General features: G+C 71.4%; 16 protein-coding genes. 4 read left to right on the top strand and 12 right to left on the bottom strand.

The features are described from left to right. Both ETD83_RS30420 and ETD83_RS44970 read right to left on the bottom strand, forming a co-directional pair. Positions 1 to 418, bottom strand: a 418-nt coding sequence (locus tag ETD83_RS30420) for a GNAT family N-acetyltransferase (protein WP_138648652.1), incomplete at its 3' end; no start/stop codon positions are given. A 111-nt stretch (positions 419 to 529) separates the two neighbouring features. Beyond that, complete coding sequence (locus tag ETD83_RS44970; protein WP_138648651.1) at positions 530 to 1,177, bottom strand: TetR/AcrR family transcriptional regulator; 648 nt, start codon at positions 1,175 to 1,177, stop codon at positions 530 to 532. On the opposite strand from ETD83_RS44970, the gene ETD83_RS30410 reads away from it, so the two are divergent. Beyond that, complete coding sequence (locus tag ETD83_RS30410) at positions 1,058 to 2,086, top strand: FAD-dependent monooxygenase (RefSeq protein ID WP_138648650.1); 1,029 nt, start codon at positions 1,058 to 1,060, stop codon at positions 2,084 to 2,086. The two genes, ETD83_RS44970 and ETD83_RS30410, sit on opposite strands and share 120 nt — an antisense overlap. Positions 2,087 to 2,323: 237 nt before the next feature. On the opposite strand, the gene ETD83_RS30405 is transcribed toward ETD83_RS30410, so the two are convergent. From ETD83_RS30405 to ETD83_RS30385, 5 genes are all read right to left on the bottom strand, one after another. Then, positions 2,324 to 3,115: an alpha/beta fold hydrolase gene (locus tag ETD83_RS30405; protein ID WP_138648649.1), complete on the bottom strand. Its 792-nt coding sequence runs from the start codon at positions 3,113 to 3,115 to the stop codon at positions 2,324 to 2,326. Positions 3,116 to 3,215: 100 nt separating this feature from the next. Continuing rightward, a complete protein-coding gene (locus ETD83_RS30400; RefSeq protein ID WP_138648648.1) occupies positions 3,216 to 4,136 on the bottom strand; it encodes an ABC transporter substrate-binding protein in 921 nt (306 codons plus the stop codon). Between the two features lie 16 nt (positions 4,137 to 4,152). Next, positions 4,153 to 4,839: an ABC transporter permease gene (locus tag ETD83_RS30395; protein WP_138648647.1), complete on the bottom strand. Its 687-nt coding sequence runs from the start codon at positions 4,837 to 4,839 to the stop codon at positions 4,153 to 4,155. Further along, positions 4,836 to 5,489, bottom strand: coding sequence for an ABC transporter permease (locus ETD83_RS30390; protein ID WP_138648646.1), 654 nt, complete (start codon positions 5,487 to 5,489; stop codon positions 4,836 to 4,838). Before ETD83_RS30390 ends, ETD83_RS30395 begins: the two co-directional genes overlap by 4 nt. Then, complete coding sequence (locus tag ETD83_RS30385; RefSeq protein WP_138648645.1) at positions 5,489 to 6,631, bottom strand: ABC transporter ATP-binding protein; 1,143 nt, start codon at positions 6,629 to 6,631, stop codon at positions 5,489 to 5,491. Before ETD83_RS30385 ends, ETD83_RS30390 begins: the two co-directional genes overlap by 1 nt. 177 nt (positions 6,632 to 6,808) lie before the next feature. Here ETD83_RS30385 and ETD83_RS30380 point away from each other — a divergent pair, with 177 nt between their 5' ends. Beyond that, positions 6,809 to 8,272, top strand: coding sequence for an aromatic amino acid ammonia-lyase (locus ETD83_RS30380; protein WP_138648644.1), 1,464 nt, complete (start codon positions 6,809 to 6,811; stop codon positions 8,270 to 8,272). A gap of 3 nt (positions 8,273 to 8,275) precedes the next feature. On the opposite strand, the gene ETD83_RS30375 is transcribed toward ETD83_RS30380, so the two are convergent. Further along, on the bottom strand, positions 8,276 to 9,259 hold the full coding sequence (locus ETD83_RS30375) for a LacI family DNA-binding transcriptional regulator (RefSeq protein ID WP_230421297.1): 984 nt from the start codon (positions 9,257 to 9,259) through the stop codon (positions 8,276 to 8,278). A 218-nt stretch (positions 9,260 to 9,477) separates the two neighbouring features. Here ETD83_RS30375 and ETD83_RS30370 point away from each other — a divergent pair, with 218 nt between their 5' ends. Then, positions 9,478 to 10,002, top strand: coding sequence for a cysteine dioxygenase (locus ETD83_RS30370; RefSeq protein ID WP_138648642.1), 525 nt, complete (start codon positions 9,478 to 9,480; stop codon positions 10,000 to 10,002). 187 nt (positions 10,003 to 10,189) lie between these two features. On the opposite strand, the gene ETD83_RS30365 is transcribed toward ETD83_RS30370, so the two are convergent. Then, positions 10,190 to 11,347 (bottom strand): acyltransferase family protein, encoded by a 1,158-nt coding sequence (locus tag ETD83_RS30365; protein WP_171064518.1) that lies wholly within the window; start codon positions 11,345 to 11,347, stop codon positions 10,190 to 10,192. A gap of 356 nt (positions 11,348 to 11,703) precedes the next feature. On the opposite strand from ETD83_RS30365, the gene ETD83_RS30360 reads away from it, so the two are divergent. Continuing rightward, positions 11,704 to 12,372: an SGNH/GDSL hydrolase family protein gene (locus ETD83_RS30360; RefSeq protein ID WP_230421296.1), complete on the top strand. Its 669-nt coding sequence runs from the start codon at positions 11,704 to 11,706 to the stop codon at positions 12,370 to 12,372. Here ETD83_RS30360 and egtD read toward each other — a convergent pair. The 3 genes from egtD to egtB are packed head-to-tail and all read right to left on the bottom strand — an operon-like array spanning position 12,369 to position 15,418. Further along, positions 12,369 to 13,325 (bottom strand): L-histidine N(alpha)-methyltransferase, encoded by a 957-nt coding sequence (gene egtD / locus ETD83_RS30355; protein ID WP_171064517.1) that lies wholly within the window; start codon positions 13,323 to 13,325, stop codon positions 12,369 to 12,371. The genes ETD83_RS30360 and egtD overlap by 4 nt on opposite strands. Before the next feature lie 11 nt (positions 13,326 to 13,336). Beyond that, positions 13,337 to 14,071 (bottom strand): ergothioneine biosynthesis protein EgtC, encoded by a 735-nt coding sequence (gene egtC, locus ETD83_RS30350; RefSeq protein WP_138648639.1) that lies wholly within the window; start codon positions 14,069 to 14,071, stop codon positions 13,337 to 13,339. Then, the gene (gene egtB, locus ETD83_RS30345) at positions 14,072 to 15,418 is read right to left on the bottom strand and encodes an ergothioneine biosynthesis protein EgtB (RefSeq protein ID WP_138648653.1); all 1,347 of its coding nucleotides are present in this window, start codon (positions 15,416 to 15,418) and stop codon (positions 14,072 to 14,074) included. Positions 15,419 to 15,453 lie beyond the last annotated feature (35 nt).

Genomic DNA, 15,453 nt, shown 5'->3' with positions numbered 1-15,453 from the left:
CAGAAGACGGCATACGAGTTGTCTTAGGGTCTCGTGGGCTCGGAGATGTGTATAATAGACAGAGCCTGAGCAGGCTGATCCCCCTCTCAAGGGCCTCGGCCCGGGCATGGTCCAACAGCGCTTGCCCCACGCCGAGCCCGGCGCACCGCCGATCGATGACGAGGGCCGACAGGAAAAGCTCCGGCTCCTCGACGGCGGGGATGAATTGAGGAGCGGGCCCAAGCCACATGGCCCCGACCACATCGCCCTCGTTCTCCGCGACACGCATCCCGCCCGACCGGGCGAAGCGCCGAACCCGCTCGGTGAGCTCCGGCTTTTCCGACCAGAGCTCCGTCCCCCACTGCCCCGACCGGCCGGAGGCGACCAGCCATTCGACCGCCTGGTCGTAGAGCACCAGAACGGCCGGAACGTCCTCCATGCTTCCCACCCGAATACGCACCCGCTGCCTCCGCCATCGCCGTGATCGGGGCCTCTCCACCCAAACGTTAGCGGGACTCACAAACCCTGACTATGAACACGATCACACCCATCACAACCCCGGCAGGAGGTTGGTGGTGGTGGTTTTTACGGCGTGGAGTAGTTCGTGGGCGGTGGGGACGTCTTCGGGGTCCGCGAGCCACTGTGCTGCCAGGCCGACGAGCAGCGCCTGATAGTACGCGCCGATCACTTCCGCCTGCCGCGGCTCGAATGACTTCACGTCGACGCCGAACAGGTCGGCCAGGCCCAGGCGGGCCTGGCGGTTGGTGCCGGCGAAGGCGCGGCGGAGGTCCGGCGTCCGTTCGATGTGGGCGAGGACTTCGAACTGGAGCGCCCAGAGCGGCCTGGTCGCGGCGAAGGACTCGATCACCCTGGTCCAGGTCGCCTCGAAGCGCTCGGCCGTACCGGCGCCGGGGTCGGCCGCGGCGGCGAGGGCCGCGGCCACCTCCTCGCCCCAGTCCTCGATCGCGCCGCGGACGGCCTCGTTCAGCAGGACCTCCTTTGAGCCGAAGTGGTAGCCGATGGCGGCGAGGCTGACACCCGAGGCGTTCGCGATGTCGCGCTCACGGTCGTCGAGCGCATGGGCCTGCTGGACGAGATCCGCCGGATGCGAACCGATGTGCGGAGCGGAACGGTGGTCAACGCCGCCGGCAAGCGCGTGGCGAGCATGGACGGGGACACCTTCGGCGGCCGGACGCACGGTGACGCCGAGATCCTCCGCGGCGACCTGCACCGGCTGCTGTACGAGCGGACCGGGAGCGACGTCGAATACCTCTTCGGGGATTCCATTGCCGCGCTGAAGGAGACGTCTGAAGGGGTCGAGGTCGTCCTGTCCGGTGGCGCGACCCGGACGTTCGACCCGGTGGTGGGAGCCGACGGCCTGCACTCGGTCACCCGGTCGCTGGTCTTCGGCCCGGAGGAGGAGTTCGTCCGCGACCTCGGCCACCGCATATCGATCTTCAGCGTCCCCGACCATCTCGGACTCGACCGCGAGGAGGTCACCTACGTCGGCCCGGGCAGGACGGCGCTCATGTACAGCACCTCGGGCGAGGACGCCGCCAAGGCGATGTTCCTCTTCAGCACCCAAGGGGCGACCGACGCGCCGCGCGACCCCGCCGCGCAGAAGCAGGCCCTGGCCGCTGCGTACGCGGGTGAGGGCTGGGAGGTCCCCCGGCTCCTGGAGGGGATGGGCCGGGCCCCCGACTTCTACTGCGACTCGATCAGCCAGGTCCAGATGCAGCGCTGGTCCGAGGGACGGGTCGTCCTGCTCGGCGACGCCGCGTACTGCGCCTCCCCCGCGTCCGGCCAGGGCACGAGCCTGGCCCTGGTCGGCGCCTACGTCCTGGCGGGCGAGCTGGCCGCGGCCGGCGGCGACCACCGGACCGGCTTCGGCGCGTACGAGCGGGAGATGCGGCCGTTCGCCGAGACGAACCAGAAGCTCGGCCCGGCCAACATCAAGCGGATGGTGATGCGGACCAAAGGCCAGGTCCGCATGTCGATGGCGATGCTCGGGCTGCTGTCCCGCATGCCCGGCAAGGATCGGATCATGGCGAAGGCCATCGCGCCGATCCACAAGGCCGCGAACGCGATCACGCTCAAGTCCTACTAGAACCCCGCGTAGTGTCCTCGTGAGCTGGGACGGAGCAGAACGACTGCGCGCGACCTCGGCATTCGGGGACTGGCCGGTGCCGGGCAGTCCCCGACGTGGTGAACTCGGCGACCGCCGTCCGCTGACGCGCTTCGAGCCGGGGCGTGCCGGCCACGGGCGCCACGCATCATGTGGCCGGTGGCAGCGAGGACCTCTTCGTCGAGGTGCGTTCGGCCGGTCCGGGTCGTGCTCTGGGCTTCAGGGGCGGGTCAGGTAGTCGGTCAGCGCGGGGGCCAGGACGTCGGCGGCGACGATGTGTCCCTGGTCGGGGAGGACCAGGTGGCGTCCGTTCGGCATGGCGGCGGCGAGCTGTTCGCCCGTCTCGATCATCCAGGGGTGGCTGGCGCCGCCGCACAGCACGAGCGTGGGGACGGCCACCTCGCGCGCCTGCTCGATCGGCGTGCGTCCGCCCCGGCTCGCCTCGCTCACCACTTCGAAGGGGTCGATGGGCAGGGTGCGGGCGTTCGCCTGGGTTCCGGGATTCTGGCTCATGAAGTCGATGAGCTGCTGCGGCATCCCCGTGGGCGCCAGGAAGGCCGCGATCGCGTCGGCCGGACGATCCTGTGCCAGGAGTTCCTTGATGCGCTGGAGCAGTGCCTGCGACTCTTCGCGTTCCTCTTGGTCTTCCTGGAGGTAGAAGGGCGGCTCATGGAGGACGAGTTCGGTGATGGGCAGGCCGGCCGCCGCCGCGTGCAGTGCGAGGGCCGCCCCGGACGAGTGGCCGTACACCGCCGCCTCCCCGCCGGCCTCGGCGATGAGGGCGCCCAGGTCCTCGATCTCCTGCTGGACGGTGTCCGGGGCGGTGCCGCCGCTCTCCCCCCGGCCGCGGCGGTCATAGCCGATCACGGTGAAGTGCCGTCCCAGCTCCGTGGCGAGCAGGCTGGTCGCCAGGCGGTCGCACAGGGCCCCGGCCACCAGGACGACGGGCGGGCCCTCGCCGGTCCGCTCGAACGCGATGGCGGTTCCGTCGGCTGAGATCACTGTGCTCATGGTCGTCCTCTCATGATCGGTCGGCCAGGGTATCGGTGCGGCGGAAACGGCTCGGGCCCCGCTCCATCGCGGAGCGGGGCCCGGACAGGGGTCGGGCGGGTCAGGCCAGGCCGGACTTCTTCAGCCACTCCTCGGCGACCTTTTCCTGGTCGTCCTTGTCGATGGCGATGCGCTTCATCATGTCCAGGAGGTCCTGGGTGGTGAGCTTGGCGGAGACGGCGTTGAGGGCCGCCCGCGCCGTGTCGTTCACCGACTTCTTGTGCACCAGCGGCGTCACGTTCTGGGCGCTGAAGACGTTCTCCGGGTCTTCGAGGACGACCAGCTTGTTCTGCTCGATGGTGGGGTCGGTGGTGAAGAGGTCGGCGGCCTGGATCTTGTTCTCGGTGAGGAGTTTCACCAGGGTCGCCTGGGCGCCGGCGTCGAACGGCTGGAACTTCTTGAACTCGAGGCCGTAGGCGCTCTTGAGGCCGACGAGCCCCTGCTGCCGCGTCTTGAACTCGGACGGACCGGCGATGGTGAGCTCCTTCGCGACCGGCTTCAGGTCGGCGATGGACTTGAGGTTGTACTTCGCGGCGGTCTGCGGGTTGACGGTGACGGAGTCCTTGTCCTCGGCCTGGGCGGAGTTCAGGATCTCGACCTCGGCGGGCAGCTTGGCCCTGAGCGCCGCGTTGATCTCCTCGGTGGTCGCGGCGGTGCTGCTCTTGTCGACGGACGTGGTCAGCAACGCGCCGTTGTACTCGGGCATGACGCTGATGCCGCCCTTGACGACCTGGTCGTAGTAGACCTCGCGGGCGCCGATGTTGAACTTGCGGGTGATCTTGATGCCCTTCGCCTCAAGGGCCTGCGCGTACAGCTCGCCGAGCAGGTTGCTCTCGGGGAAGTTGGCGCCGCCGACGGTGACGGTCCCGCTGTCGCCGCCGCCGGCGAGCGGGTTGTCGTCGCCGGAGTCTCCGCCGCCGCAGGCGGACAGGGCCAGGGCGGCCACCACGCCGACGACCGCGCCACGGATGAGTTTCTTCATTGTTCTGTTCCTTCGGTCAGGATGAACGGGCGGAGCCGAGCAGGCCCGGCGAGATGATGAGGCGGCGCAGGCCCGCGAAGATCAGCTGGACGATCAGCGCGAGCAGCACCACCAGGACGGTGCCCCCGACGACGAGCTGGTAGTCGTTGCGGGCCAGGCCGTCGATGATGTAGCGGCCGAGGCCGCCGAAGCCCGGGTAGGCGGCGATCGTCGCGGTGGCGACGACCTGGATCGCCGACGTCCGCAGCCCGAGCAGGATCAGCGGCAGCGCGATCGGCAGCTCGGCCCGCCACAGCACGCCCCAGCCGGTCATGCCCATGCCGCGGGCGGCGTCCTTGGCGTCGGGGTCGACGGCCCGGACGCCCTCGAAGGTGTTGACGAGGATGGGCGGGACGGCGAGCGCGACCAGCGCGACCAGGACCGGGATGATGCTGTACTCGATGACGACGACGAACAGCACCAGCCCGAACGTGGGGATCGCGCGGGCGATGTTGGCGATGCTGATGGCGAGGAACCCGCCGCGTCCGGTGTGGCCGACGACCAGGCCGAGCGCCAGCCCGATCACGGCGGCGCAGAGCAGCGACACCCCGCTGTAGTAGAGGTGCTGGAGGAGGCGGTGCGGGATCCCGTCGGCGCCGTGCCATTGGGAGGACGCGGTCAGCCACGTCCAGAACAGGTCGATCTGGTTCCAGAGGTCGTTCACGACGCCGCCTTCCCGCGCGCCCGCGCCCACGGGGTGAGCAGCCGCTGGACGGTGACCAGGATCGCGTCGGTGACGAGCGCCAGCAGCACGATCAGGACGGTCGCGGCGACGATCTGCGTCTGGAACTGGAGCTGGTAGCCGCGGATGATGTCGTAGCCGAGCCCGCCCTGGCCGATCAGCTGCCCGACGGCGACGAGGCTGATCGACGACACCGCGGCGACCCGCGTCCCGGCGATGACGATGGGCACGGCGATCGGCAGCTCGACCTGCATGAGGCGGCGCAGCGTGCCGAATCCCATGGCGATGGCGGCCTGCCGCACCGGTTCGGACACCGACGCCAGCCCGTCCACCACGTTCGGGATGAGCACCGACAGGCTGTACAGGGTCAGCGGGATCATGACCGTGGACGCGGTGAGCCCCGTGTACTGGATGAAGATCATGAACAGGGCGAGGGACGGGACCGCGTACAGGACGTTCGCGATGGTCAGCGCCGGCGGGTAGAGCCAGCCCCAGCGGCGGCACAGCACGCCGAGCGGCAGCGAGATGAGCAGCCCGAACAGCACCGGCAGCAGCGCCAGCCTGAGATGGATGAGCGCGTGCTCGGTGAGCGTGTCCCGGTGGTCGGCGATCCAGGACCAGTCGATGTCCATCAGCCGGCGCCTCCGCCGTCGCCGCGGGCATCGTCGCCCTCCGCGGCAACGGTGTCGTGGGTGCCGTCGCCGTGGGTGGGGACGGCGAGCAGGTCGGTCCCGGCGGCCGTGCCGATCACCGCGCCCGCCTCGTCGACGCCGACCGCGAGCCCGGCCGGCGACAGGACCGCCGCGTCCAGCGCGACGCGCACGGAGTCGGCGCCGACGCGGAACGTGGCGCCGACCGGTGCGAGCGGCGCCGTCGACAGCGCGCCGGCGACCTGGGCCGGACGGGTCCAGCCCAGCGGGCGGCGGCCCTCGTCGACGACGAGCACCCAGTCGAGGCCGGCGGCGTCGGCGGCGTCGGCGGTCGCGGGACGGACGGCGTCGTCGCTCAGCCGCAGGTCGCTCGTCCCGGCGAAGGACAGGGTGCGGATGCCGCGGTTCTGGCCGATGAAACCGGCGACGAAGTCGTCGGCGGGGTGGGCGAGGAGGTTCTCGGGGCTGTCGACCTGGACGAGCTTCCCCCCGGTCTGGAACACGGCGATCTTGTCGCCGAGCTTGATCGCCTCGTCGATGTCGTGGGTGACGAACACGATCGTCTTGTGCAGCTCGTCCTGGAGGCGGAGGAACTCGTCCTGCAGCTCGGCGCGGACGACGGGGTCGACGGCGCTGAACGGCTCGTCCATCAGCATGATCGGCGGGTCGGCGGCGAGGGCGCGGGCGACGCCGACGCGCTGCTGCTGGCCGCCGGACATCTGGAACGGGTACCGCTTGGCCATCGAGCGCTCGAGCCCGACCCGCTCCATCAGCTCCAGCGCCCGCTCCCGCGCCTTCTTCTTGTTCCAGCGCAGCAGGTACGGGACGGTGGCGATGTTGTCCTCGATGGTGCGGTGCGGGAACAGCCCGGCGTGCTGGATGACGTAGCCGATGCCGCGGCGCAGCTCGGCGGGCCGCTGCTCGCGGACGTCCTGCCCGTCGATGAGGACGCGTCCGGACGTGGGCTCCACCATCCGGTTGATGGTGCGCAGCGCCGTGGTCTTGCCGCCGCCGGACGTGCCGACGAACACGGTGATGCGCCCGTCGGGGCAGTCGAGGCTGACATCGTCGAGCGCGACGGTGCCGCCCGGGTAGCGCTTGGTGACGCCCTCAAAGGTGATCAACGATTCACTCCTCGCAGGGCGCCCTCGACGCCGATCTTCGACTCCGGCCTCTGCCTGCCGCAACTCACTTCTACCCAACCGTAACCAATGGGTACGGTCACCTTGTTGTCCCGGTGTGTCCGGAACTTCAGATCTTGAGCATAACGACCTGGAATGCAGGGAAAGTAGCGGTGCGCCGTGGAGGACAGCCGAATCGTTATCGACGGGACGGCGCTGACCTGTGCGCAGGTGGTGCGCGCGGCCCGCGAGGATGTGACGGTCGCCATAGCGCCGGACGGCGCCGACCGGGCCCGGGCGGCCTGGCGGACGGCCGCCGAGGTCGCCGCGTCGCAGCCGGTGTACGGGCGGACGACCGGGGTCGGCGCGAACCGCACCGTCGACGTGGAGTGGGAGGACTCCGACGCCCACGGCCTGCGGCTGCTGCGCAGCCACGCGGCGGGCGCGGGGCCGCTGGTCGCGCCGGAGATCGTCCGGGCGATGCTGACGGTCCGGCTGAACCAGATCGCGGCGGGCGGCTCAGGCGTCGAACCGGGGGTGCTGCGGGCGCTGGCGGACGTCCTCAACCTGGGCCTCCTTCCTCCGGTGCCGGTGTACGGCGCGATCGGGACGGGCGACCTGACCGCGCTGGCCTCGACGGCGCTGTGCCTGCTGGGCGAGCGGCCCTGGCGGCCGGGGCCGGACGGCGCGGCCGAGCGCGGCCCGGGCTACCGGCTGCGGTCGGCCGACGCGCTGGCGTTCATCAGCTCGAACGCGGCGACGCTCGGCGAGGCGGCGCTCGCGGTGGCGGACCTGCGGGAGATGCTGAGCGCGTCGACGGTCGTCGCGGCGCTGTCGCACTTCGCCGTCCGGGGGTCGGGGGAGCCGTACGCGCAGGCCGTGCAGGACGCGTGCCCGCACCCCGGCCAGCAGGACGTCGCGGCGGCGATGCGGACGCTGCTCGCCTTCGACCAGCCCGCCCCGATGCGGATCCAGGACCCGTACGGCTACCGGGCGTTCCCGCAGGTGCACGGCCCCGCGCTGGAGGCGGCCGCCCACGCCGAGCGGGTGGTGACCCGCGAGATCAACGCCGCCGCGGAGAACCCGCTCGTGGACGTCACCGGCCGGACGGTCTGGCACAACGGCAACTTCCACACCGCCTACGTCGGTCTCGCGCTCGACTCGGCCCGCGCCGCGCTGTTCCAGACGATGGCGCTGGCCGCCGCCCGGCTCGGGACGCTCGCGGAGCCGTCCTTCACCGGCCTCGCCCCCTTTCTGGGCGCGACGGAGGCGTCGTCCGGGATCATGATCTTGGAGTATGTGGCGCACTCGTGTCTCGCGGACGTCCGCCGCCTCGCGACCCCGGCGGCGCTCGGCAGCGCGGTGCTGTCGCGCGGCGTCGAAGAACACGCGGGCTTCTCGACGCAGTCGGCCCGCGCGACGACCGACGCGGTCGCCGCCTACCGGCTCGGGCTCGGCTGCGAGCTGGTCGCCGCGGTGCGGGCGCTGCGGATGCAGGGCCGCGCGCCGTCGGGCGGGCCGCTCAGGTCGGCGCTCGACCTGGCGGCCGGCGTCCTCGACCCGGGCGTGGAGGACCGGCCGCTGGACGCCGACATCGCCGCCGCCGCGGACCTGCTTCCCCGCCTGGCCCGGCCGCACCCGTGACCCCTAGCCGGGCCGGTCACCCGGCCGCTCGCCGGTCGAGGTGCGGACGCGCAGGGACGGCTCACGGACGACCCGGCGCTTGCGCGGCTTGCCGTCGATGACGTCCACGACGAGCCGGACGGCGGAGTGCACGATGCCGTCGATGTCCCAGTCGACGGTGGTGAGCGGCGGCGTGAGCAGCGCGGACATCGGATGGTTGTCGTACCCGCAGACCGCGACGTCGCCGGGGACGGCGAGGCCCAACTCGCGGGTGGCGGCGTAGACGCCGTAGGCGATCGAGTCGGCGAAGCAGAACACCGCGGACGGGCGGTCGGCGCCGCCGAGCACCCGCGTGGCGACCTCGGTGGAGGCGGCGAGCGACTGCGGCACGACGACCACGTCGACCCGCAGGCCCAGCCGTTCGGCCTCGGCGTTCACGTGCACGTCGGCGGGACGGTCGGGGGTACTGGCGCCGGTCGGGGTGAACACGGTGACCCGCTGGTGCCCGAGGCCGCGCAGGTGCTCCAGCGCGAGCGTGACGCCGCGCCGGTTGTCGAACACGACCTCGCCCTGCGCCTGGCCGCCGTGCAGCGCGTCGCCGATGGACACCACCGGGATCGTCCCGGCTAGCTCGCTCCACAGCGCGGCGGACGGGTCGAGCGGCTGGACGATCAGGCCGTCCACCCGCTGGTCGCGCAGCCGCCGGGCGAGCGCCAGCTCCCGCTCGGGATCGCCGCCCGCGTCCACGATGAGGGCGTAGCGGTCGCGGGCCAGCAGCGCCCGGCCGATGCCGACCGCGAGGGACTGCTGCCAGTAGTCCTCCAGCGAGCCGCACAGCAGCCCGACCTGGTCGGTGCGGCCCCTGGCCAGCGCCCGCGCGATCGGGTGGGCCTCGTAGCCGAGCGCGTCCGCCGCCGCGCGGACCCGCTCCTGCGTCTCCTCCGACGTCTGGATCCCGCGCAGCGCGTACGACACGGCCGCGGGCGACAACCCCGTCGCCTGAGCCACTTCCCGGATGGTCGCGCGCTTGCGCTTCTCCGACACCCACCCAACCCTAGGTGCCGCCACCGACAGAACCACGGACCGCACTTGACCGGATAGTGCCTGAACCGCTTCACTGAAACGGTTAACTGATACGGTTCAGTACCCGTGTCCAGCCCGTTCGCCACACGCACATCGCATCCGGAGGAACGGGCACCGACAAGTGATCGGAGAGGAGCGAACCCGTGTCGTCCGAGGTCCTGTCCCGCCCCGCCGGCTTCGAGCGCCTGCCCGGCCGTCCGCTCGACAAGCGCGAGCTGCGCGTGCTGGTCGACGACCTGGCGGAGCGGCCCGGGCTGTGGCGGCAGCACGTCGCCTTCCCGGGCGGGCGGCGCCACTACGCCTCGCTCTACCGGGACGAGCACGTGGACGTCTGGCTCCTGTGCTGGACGCCGGAGAACGACACCGGCTGGCACGACCACGACGTCTCGTCGGGCGCCGTCCGCGTCGTCGCCGGGACGATCGAGGAGAACAACCCGCGGATCGGCGGGGACCCCAAGCGCACGGTGGTCGGCGAGGGGCAGTCGTTCTGCTTCGGCCCCGACCACATTCACCGGCTGACCGGCGTGGACGACACCAGCGTCTCGATCCACGCCTATTCGCCGCCGCTGAGCCGTCTCGGCCAGTACTCCATCGACGAGTCGGGCGTGATGCGCCGCCTGACGGTCGGCTACATGGAGGAGTTGCGGCCGCCGGAGGATCCGTCCTGACGAGCCCCGGACGGAACCTCCGGTGGGCCCGACCGGGGGAGACGAGCCCACCGGAGGCGGTGCGCCCGGCCGAAGCCCGCTCACATCGGCCGGACGCCCACATCTCCTTAAGCGCACGCCCCCACCGGTGTGTCACACCCCCGACCTCAGGCGGATCCAATGGTCGTAGGCCCGTCCTACTGCACCTTCATCTCTGCACCGCATCAGCCGGGGTGCGATCGCGAGGCTCACTGCCGTTGAGGCCATCGCCGCCGCGTCCACCCCGATCGCCATGACCGGCCAACCTGGTCATGGGAGAGGGCGCGGACCCCCGGACCGGTTCCAGTGCCGCGTGCAAGCGGGCCCGCATCCACGCGGCGCCCGGACGTTCGACGAGCCGGTGCACGGCATAGGCGGCCAGCAAGGACGCGCCCACGACCACCGCGAGCGCCGCCCACCTGTTGAGCTCTGGATAGATCGCGTCCAGCAAGGGAAGCGCCAGCTGCGAATGGACGAGGTACAGCGGATACGTGAGCGCCCCAAGGACGGTCAGCCCGCGCCACCGCAGCCATCGCAGCCGGCCCGTCGCGACAAGGGCCATCACGACGAAGATGCCGGTGATGACGGCGCTGACCACGACCTCGTCCGCGCCCCGGAACGCGTTCTCCGCGCGCCAGGCGCCCCACCGCAGCGCCAGCAGGTACGAGGCCGCGACGTATCCCCAGAGGAGGAGCGTCGGCCCGAACCTGTGGATCAGGAAGAACGCCATGCCCGCGATGAAGTACGGGCTCCACGTCGGCACCAGCACCACCTGGAGGAGCTCGTGGCGGGCCTCGTCCGCGAACAGTCCGCCGAACATCCAGACCGCCATGAAGACGAGGCAGGAGCGGTAGGTGATGCCGACGGCCGCGAGGACCGCGGCGAGGACGTAGAAGTGGAGTTCGACCCAGAGCGTCCAGTAGACGGAGTCCACGTTCTTCAGGCCGAGCCCGCCCTGCAGCATCGTCAGGTTCGGCAGGACCAGCCCGGGGACGCCGTTCCCCTGCCGAAAGACCCCGTAGATGGTGGCACCGAGCAGGACGCTCACCCAGTACGCGGGCATCAGCCGGACGAGCCGCGATATCCCGAACTCCCCCGGCCCGCGCCCCCACGCGCTCATCAGGATCACGAAACCGCTGATGACGAAGAACAGGTCCACGCCGAGGTAGCCGAACCGGGCGATTGGCGCGAGTTCCGGGAACACCTCGCGCGCCGGCTCCGGCCACGCACCACCGCCCCAGAAGCCGGTGAAATGGAACAGCACCACGGCCAGTGCGGCCAGGAAGCGCAGGAGGTCGAGTTCGCGGAGCCGTTCCGGTCGGGTCACCGCGGAACCCTTTCGGCGTAAGGTTTCCCGCCCCGAGCCGGAAGGTGAACGGCGGATGTAGGCGAGGCCGCGATTCCCCTTTGCAGGCCCGCGGCGCCGGCCCGCCACGCCGTGGCCGGACCGGCCCCTTTTCGCGCGCCGCATCAGTAGGATGCGGTGCAACCTCCGAGATTTTGATGCTCCCCCGGACGACTGATGTTCTTTGACAATCCGCTGGGCTTGGAAAAATCGTCCTGGACGATGGGTGGTCCTCGATGACATCTCGCCGCGCCCGACGCGGCGCGGCGACTCTCGTGCTGTGCCTGAGCTTGGCCGCGGCCTTGTCCGCGTCGGGCTGTTCCGTGTTCCGGGGTTCGGTGCACCGGCAGGCGGTGGCGGACGGCCCCGGGCAGGGTGACGGGCAGAAGCCCGCGAAAAGCCCGTCCGTGGTGATGTTCCTCGGCGACAGCTACACGGTCGGCGACCGGAGCACCGAGCCGGAGGAGACGTTCGCGTCCGCGGCGGCGCGGCTGCTGGGCTGGCAGGTCGTCGTCGGCGGCCGCGCGGGCGCCGGGTTCGTCAAGACGAGCGCCGGCGCCGCCTACCTCGGCCTGTTCGAGAGCCAGCTCGGCTGGCGCCCGGCGCCCGACATGCTGATCGTGTCCGGCGGCCACAACGACTGGCGCGTCCCGGCGCCGCAGGTCGCGGCGGCGGCGCATCAGCTGATCGAGCGGGCCGGGCAGCGCTGGCCCGGCACGCACGTCGTGCTGATGGGCCCGCTGTGGGGCTCGGAGGTGCCGGTGCCGGGCGCGGTCGCCGTCCGCGACGCGCTGCGGAACCTCGCCGCGCAGCTCGGCGTCCCGTTCGTCGACCCCATCGGCGAGCGCTGGATCACCGGCGACCGGACGGCGGGCACGGGCAACGCCCTCCAGTACATCAAGCGCGACCGCACCCATCCGAACCCGGCGGGCCACCGCTACGTGGCGACCCGCCTGGTCTCGGACCTGACGCGGCTCGGCCTCGACCGCCCCGCCCGCAAGTCCTAGCCGGGGGTGGGGCGGGCCAGAGTCAGGGAGAAGTCGCCCGCGGCGTCCGTCCAGAACTCGGCGAGTTCCATTCCGGCCGCGGCGAGTTCCGCTTCGAGGCGCTCGCGCCGGAACTTGGCGGAGATCTCGGTGCGCATCTCCTCCCCGGCGGCGAACGCCACCTCCAGGTCGAGGCCGCGGACGCGGACGTCCTGGTCGCGGACGGACCGCAGCCGCATCTCGATCCACTCCTCCGCCTCGTCCCAGACAGCGACGTGCTCGAACGCGTCCGGGTCGAAGTCGGCGTCCAGCTCCCGGTTGATGACGCGCAGGACGTTGCGGTTGAACTCGGCGGTGATCCCGGCGGCGTCGTCGTAGGCGCGCACGAGCCGTCCCGCGTCCTTGACGAGGTCGGCGCCGAGCAGCAGGAAGTCGCCGCCGGACAGGGTGGCGCGGACGCCGCCGAGGAACCCGATCCGCTCGGCGGGCGGCATGTTGCCGATCGTCCCGCCGAGGAAGGCGACGAGGCGCCGCTCGCCGCCGGGCAGCAGGTGCAGGTGCCGCTCGTAGTCGGCGACGACGGTCCGGACGGTCAGGCCCGGATGGTCGGCCGCGATGCCCGCCGCGGCGTCCTCCAGGAAGTCGCCGCTCACGTCCACCGGCACGTACGAGCGCAGTGTGCCGGAGAGGGCGTCGAGCAGCAGCCGGGTCTTCTCCCCCGACCCCGCGCCGAGTTCCAGGAGCGTCCGCGCGCCGGTGGCGGCGGCGATGTCGGGCGCCCGCGCGAGGAGGATCTCCCGCTCGCGGCGCGTCGGGTAGTACTCCTCCAGCCTCGTGATCTCCTCGAAGAGCGCGCTGCCGCGCTCGTCGTAGAACCACTTGGGCGGCAGGGTCTTGGGCGTGCCGGCGAGCCCGTCCCGGACGTCCTGGCGGAGCGTCTTGGCGAGGTCGTCGGCGGTCAGGAACCGGTCCACGTGGTTCTCCTTCAGAGGGGAGCGATGCTGATGCCGGACTGGAGCCCGGCGGTGACGAGCGAGCGGTCGGGGACGGGCGTCCAGCGGGGGTCGCCGTCGAGCGGCTCGGACGCGATCCGGATCTCGCCGTCGCCCTCGCGGACGAACAGCGAGTCGCCCCAGGTCGTGGCGGCCAGGGACGTCCCGTCGGAGGCGAGCAGGTTGTAGCGGCCGGGCGAGAGCGCGGTGGCGGCGGCGACGACGCCGGCGAGGCCGTCGCCGAGCGCGCGCCCCTCCCGCCAGTACCGGACGGCGAGCGCGAACAGCGGCGCGGAGTCGACCGGGGCGCGGGCGTCCGGCACACCGGAGACGTCCCCGGTCAGGTCGCGGAGCTTGGACTCGACCGCGCCGTAGTCCTCGACCTTGCCGTTGTGGCTGAACAGCCACGTCCCGGCGCGGAACGGCTGGGCGCACGACTCGTCCACGGGGAACCCGACCGTCGCCGACCGGATCGCGGCGACCGCGCACGACGCGCGGACGGCCCCGGCGACCTCGCGGAACGACTGGTCCGTCCAGAGGGGCTGCGCGCGGCGGAACCGGACGGCCTCCCCGTCCTGGTACCAGCCGACGCCGAACCCGTCCGCGTTGAGCAGGTTCCCCTGTGTCATGCGCGGCGCGTACGCCTGGGTCTCCAGTGAGTACTCGCCGTCGTAGACGAGTGAGCGCAGCGTCCGGTCAGGCCCTAGGTAGCCAACGTGGCGGCACATTCAGGGCCCTTCTGGTGGGGTCCGGGCACAGCGGAAGCCAGAGAAGATCTGCCTTCGGATGGGGTAGTCCCAGTTGCGGAACGATCCGCGTATTGCGAGCGGGTGCGTCGCCCACGAACCGCCGCGCAGCACCTTGTATTCGGGACCGAAGAAGACCTCCGAGTACTCCTTGTAGGGGAACGACTGGAAGCCGGGGTAGCCGTGGAAGTCGGACGACGTCCACTCCCACACGTCCCCGAGCATCCGCCTGACCCCGTAGGCCGAGGCACCCGACGCGTAGGAGCCGGTCTCCGAGGGACGGAGCATCTGCTGCCCGAGGTTGGCGTGGCCGTCCGCGTAGTGCTCGCCCCACGGGTATGTGCGGGAGTGCTGCGCGGCGGGGTCCCAGCGCGCGGCCTTCTCCCACTCGGCCTCTGTCGGGAGCCGCTTTCCGGCCCAGCGCGCGTAGGCGTCCGCTTCGTACCAGCACACGTGCTGGACGGGCTCGCCCGGCGGGACGGGTTCCGTCCGTCCGAACCGGCGCCGCAGCCACTCCCCGCCTTGACGGGACCAGAACGCGGGGGCGCGTTTGCCGCTGCTGTTGCGCCATTCCCATCCGGCGGGATCCCACCAGCGCGGGTCGTCGTATCCACCGGCTTCGATGAACGCGATATAGGCGGCGTTGGTCACCGGCTCCACGTCGATGTAGTACGCGGGGACGTCCACCAGGTGCGCCGGACGCTCATTGTCGTACGCCCACGGATGATCGGACGTCCCCATCTGGAATGGACCGGCCTCGATCAGCACCTCGTCCACTCGTGAGCGCTCACCGCCGTTCCGCAAAGGCTCGGCCAGGGGATCGAGCAGCGCGGGGGCGCCTTTGCGTAGCTGGTGGGTGGCCAGCATGGTCTCGTCGTGCATGTGCTCGTGCTGGACGACCATCCCGTACACGAACCCGCCCGAGGTGAGCGGATTCGCCGTGTCGAACCGCACCGACGCCAGCGAGTCGAGCACCTTGGCGCGGACCGTCCCGATGTAGGAACGGGCCTCGTCCGGCGGCAGCAGCGGCAGCGACGGCCGTTCGGCGCGGGGATGCTCGAACGCGTCGTACAGGTCGTCGATCTCGGGACGCATGGCCTCGATGCCCGCCGCCGCGCGCAGCAGCCACAGTTCCTCGTAGTTGCCGACGTGCGCCAGGTCCCACACGAGCGGCGACATCAGCGGCGACACCTGGCCGGTGAGGTCGTCTGCGGCGAGGACGTCGGTGGTGAGGCCGAAGCTGCGGTCCCGCACCGCCCCGAGTTCGGCGGCGATGAGTTCCTTCAGGTCGTCTTCCGCGATTTCCACGATCGAGCCGGGGGTGCTCATCGGGGCCATGCAGGGGCCTCCTCCTGGGACGACGG

This window comes from Actinomadura soli, from assembly GCF_005889715.1.
Classification (GTDB): Bacteria; Actinomycetota; Actinomycetes; order Streptosporangiales; family Streptosporangiaceae; genus Spirillospora; species Spirillospora soli.
Note: the sequence above shows the minus strand (reverse complement) of the source record. Positions and strands in the feature narration are given on the sequence as shown.

What these genes read in the sequence shown, in the direction of transcription:
- ETD83_RS30390 (WP_138648646.1), bottom strand. Translation starts at nt 5,489, where the DNA reads ATGGACATCGACTGGTCCTGGATCGCCGACCACCGGGACACGCTCACC.
- ETD83_RS30410 (WP_138648650.1), top strand. Translation starts at nt 1,058, where the DNA reads ATGGGCCTGCTGGACGAGATCCGCCGGATGCGAACCGATGTGCGGAGC.
- ETD83_RS30405 (WP_138648649.1), bottom strand. Translation starts at nt 3,115, where the DNA reads ATGAGCACAGTGATCTCAGCCGACGGAACCGCCATCGCGTTCGAGCGG.
- ETD83_RS30400 (WP_138648648.1), bottom strand. Translation starts at nt 4,136, where the DNA reads ATGAAGAAACTCATCCGTGGCGCGGTCGTCGGCGTGGTGGCCGCCCTG.
- egtB (WP_138648653.1), bottom strand. Translation starts at nt 15,418, where the DNA reads ATGAGCACCCCCGGCTCGATCGTGGAAATCGCGGAAGACGACCTGAAG.
- egtC (WP_138648639.1), bottom strand. Translation starts at nt 14,071, where the DNA reads ATGTGCCGCCACGTTGGCTACCTAGGGCCTGACCGGACGCTGCGCTCA.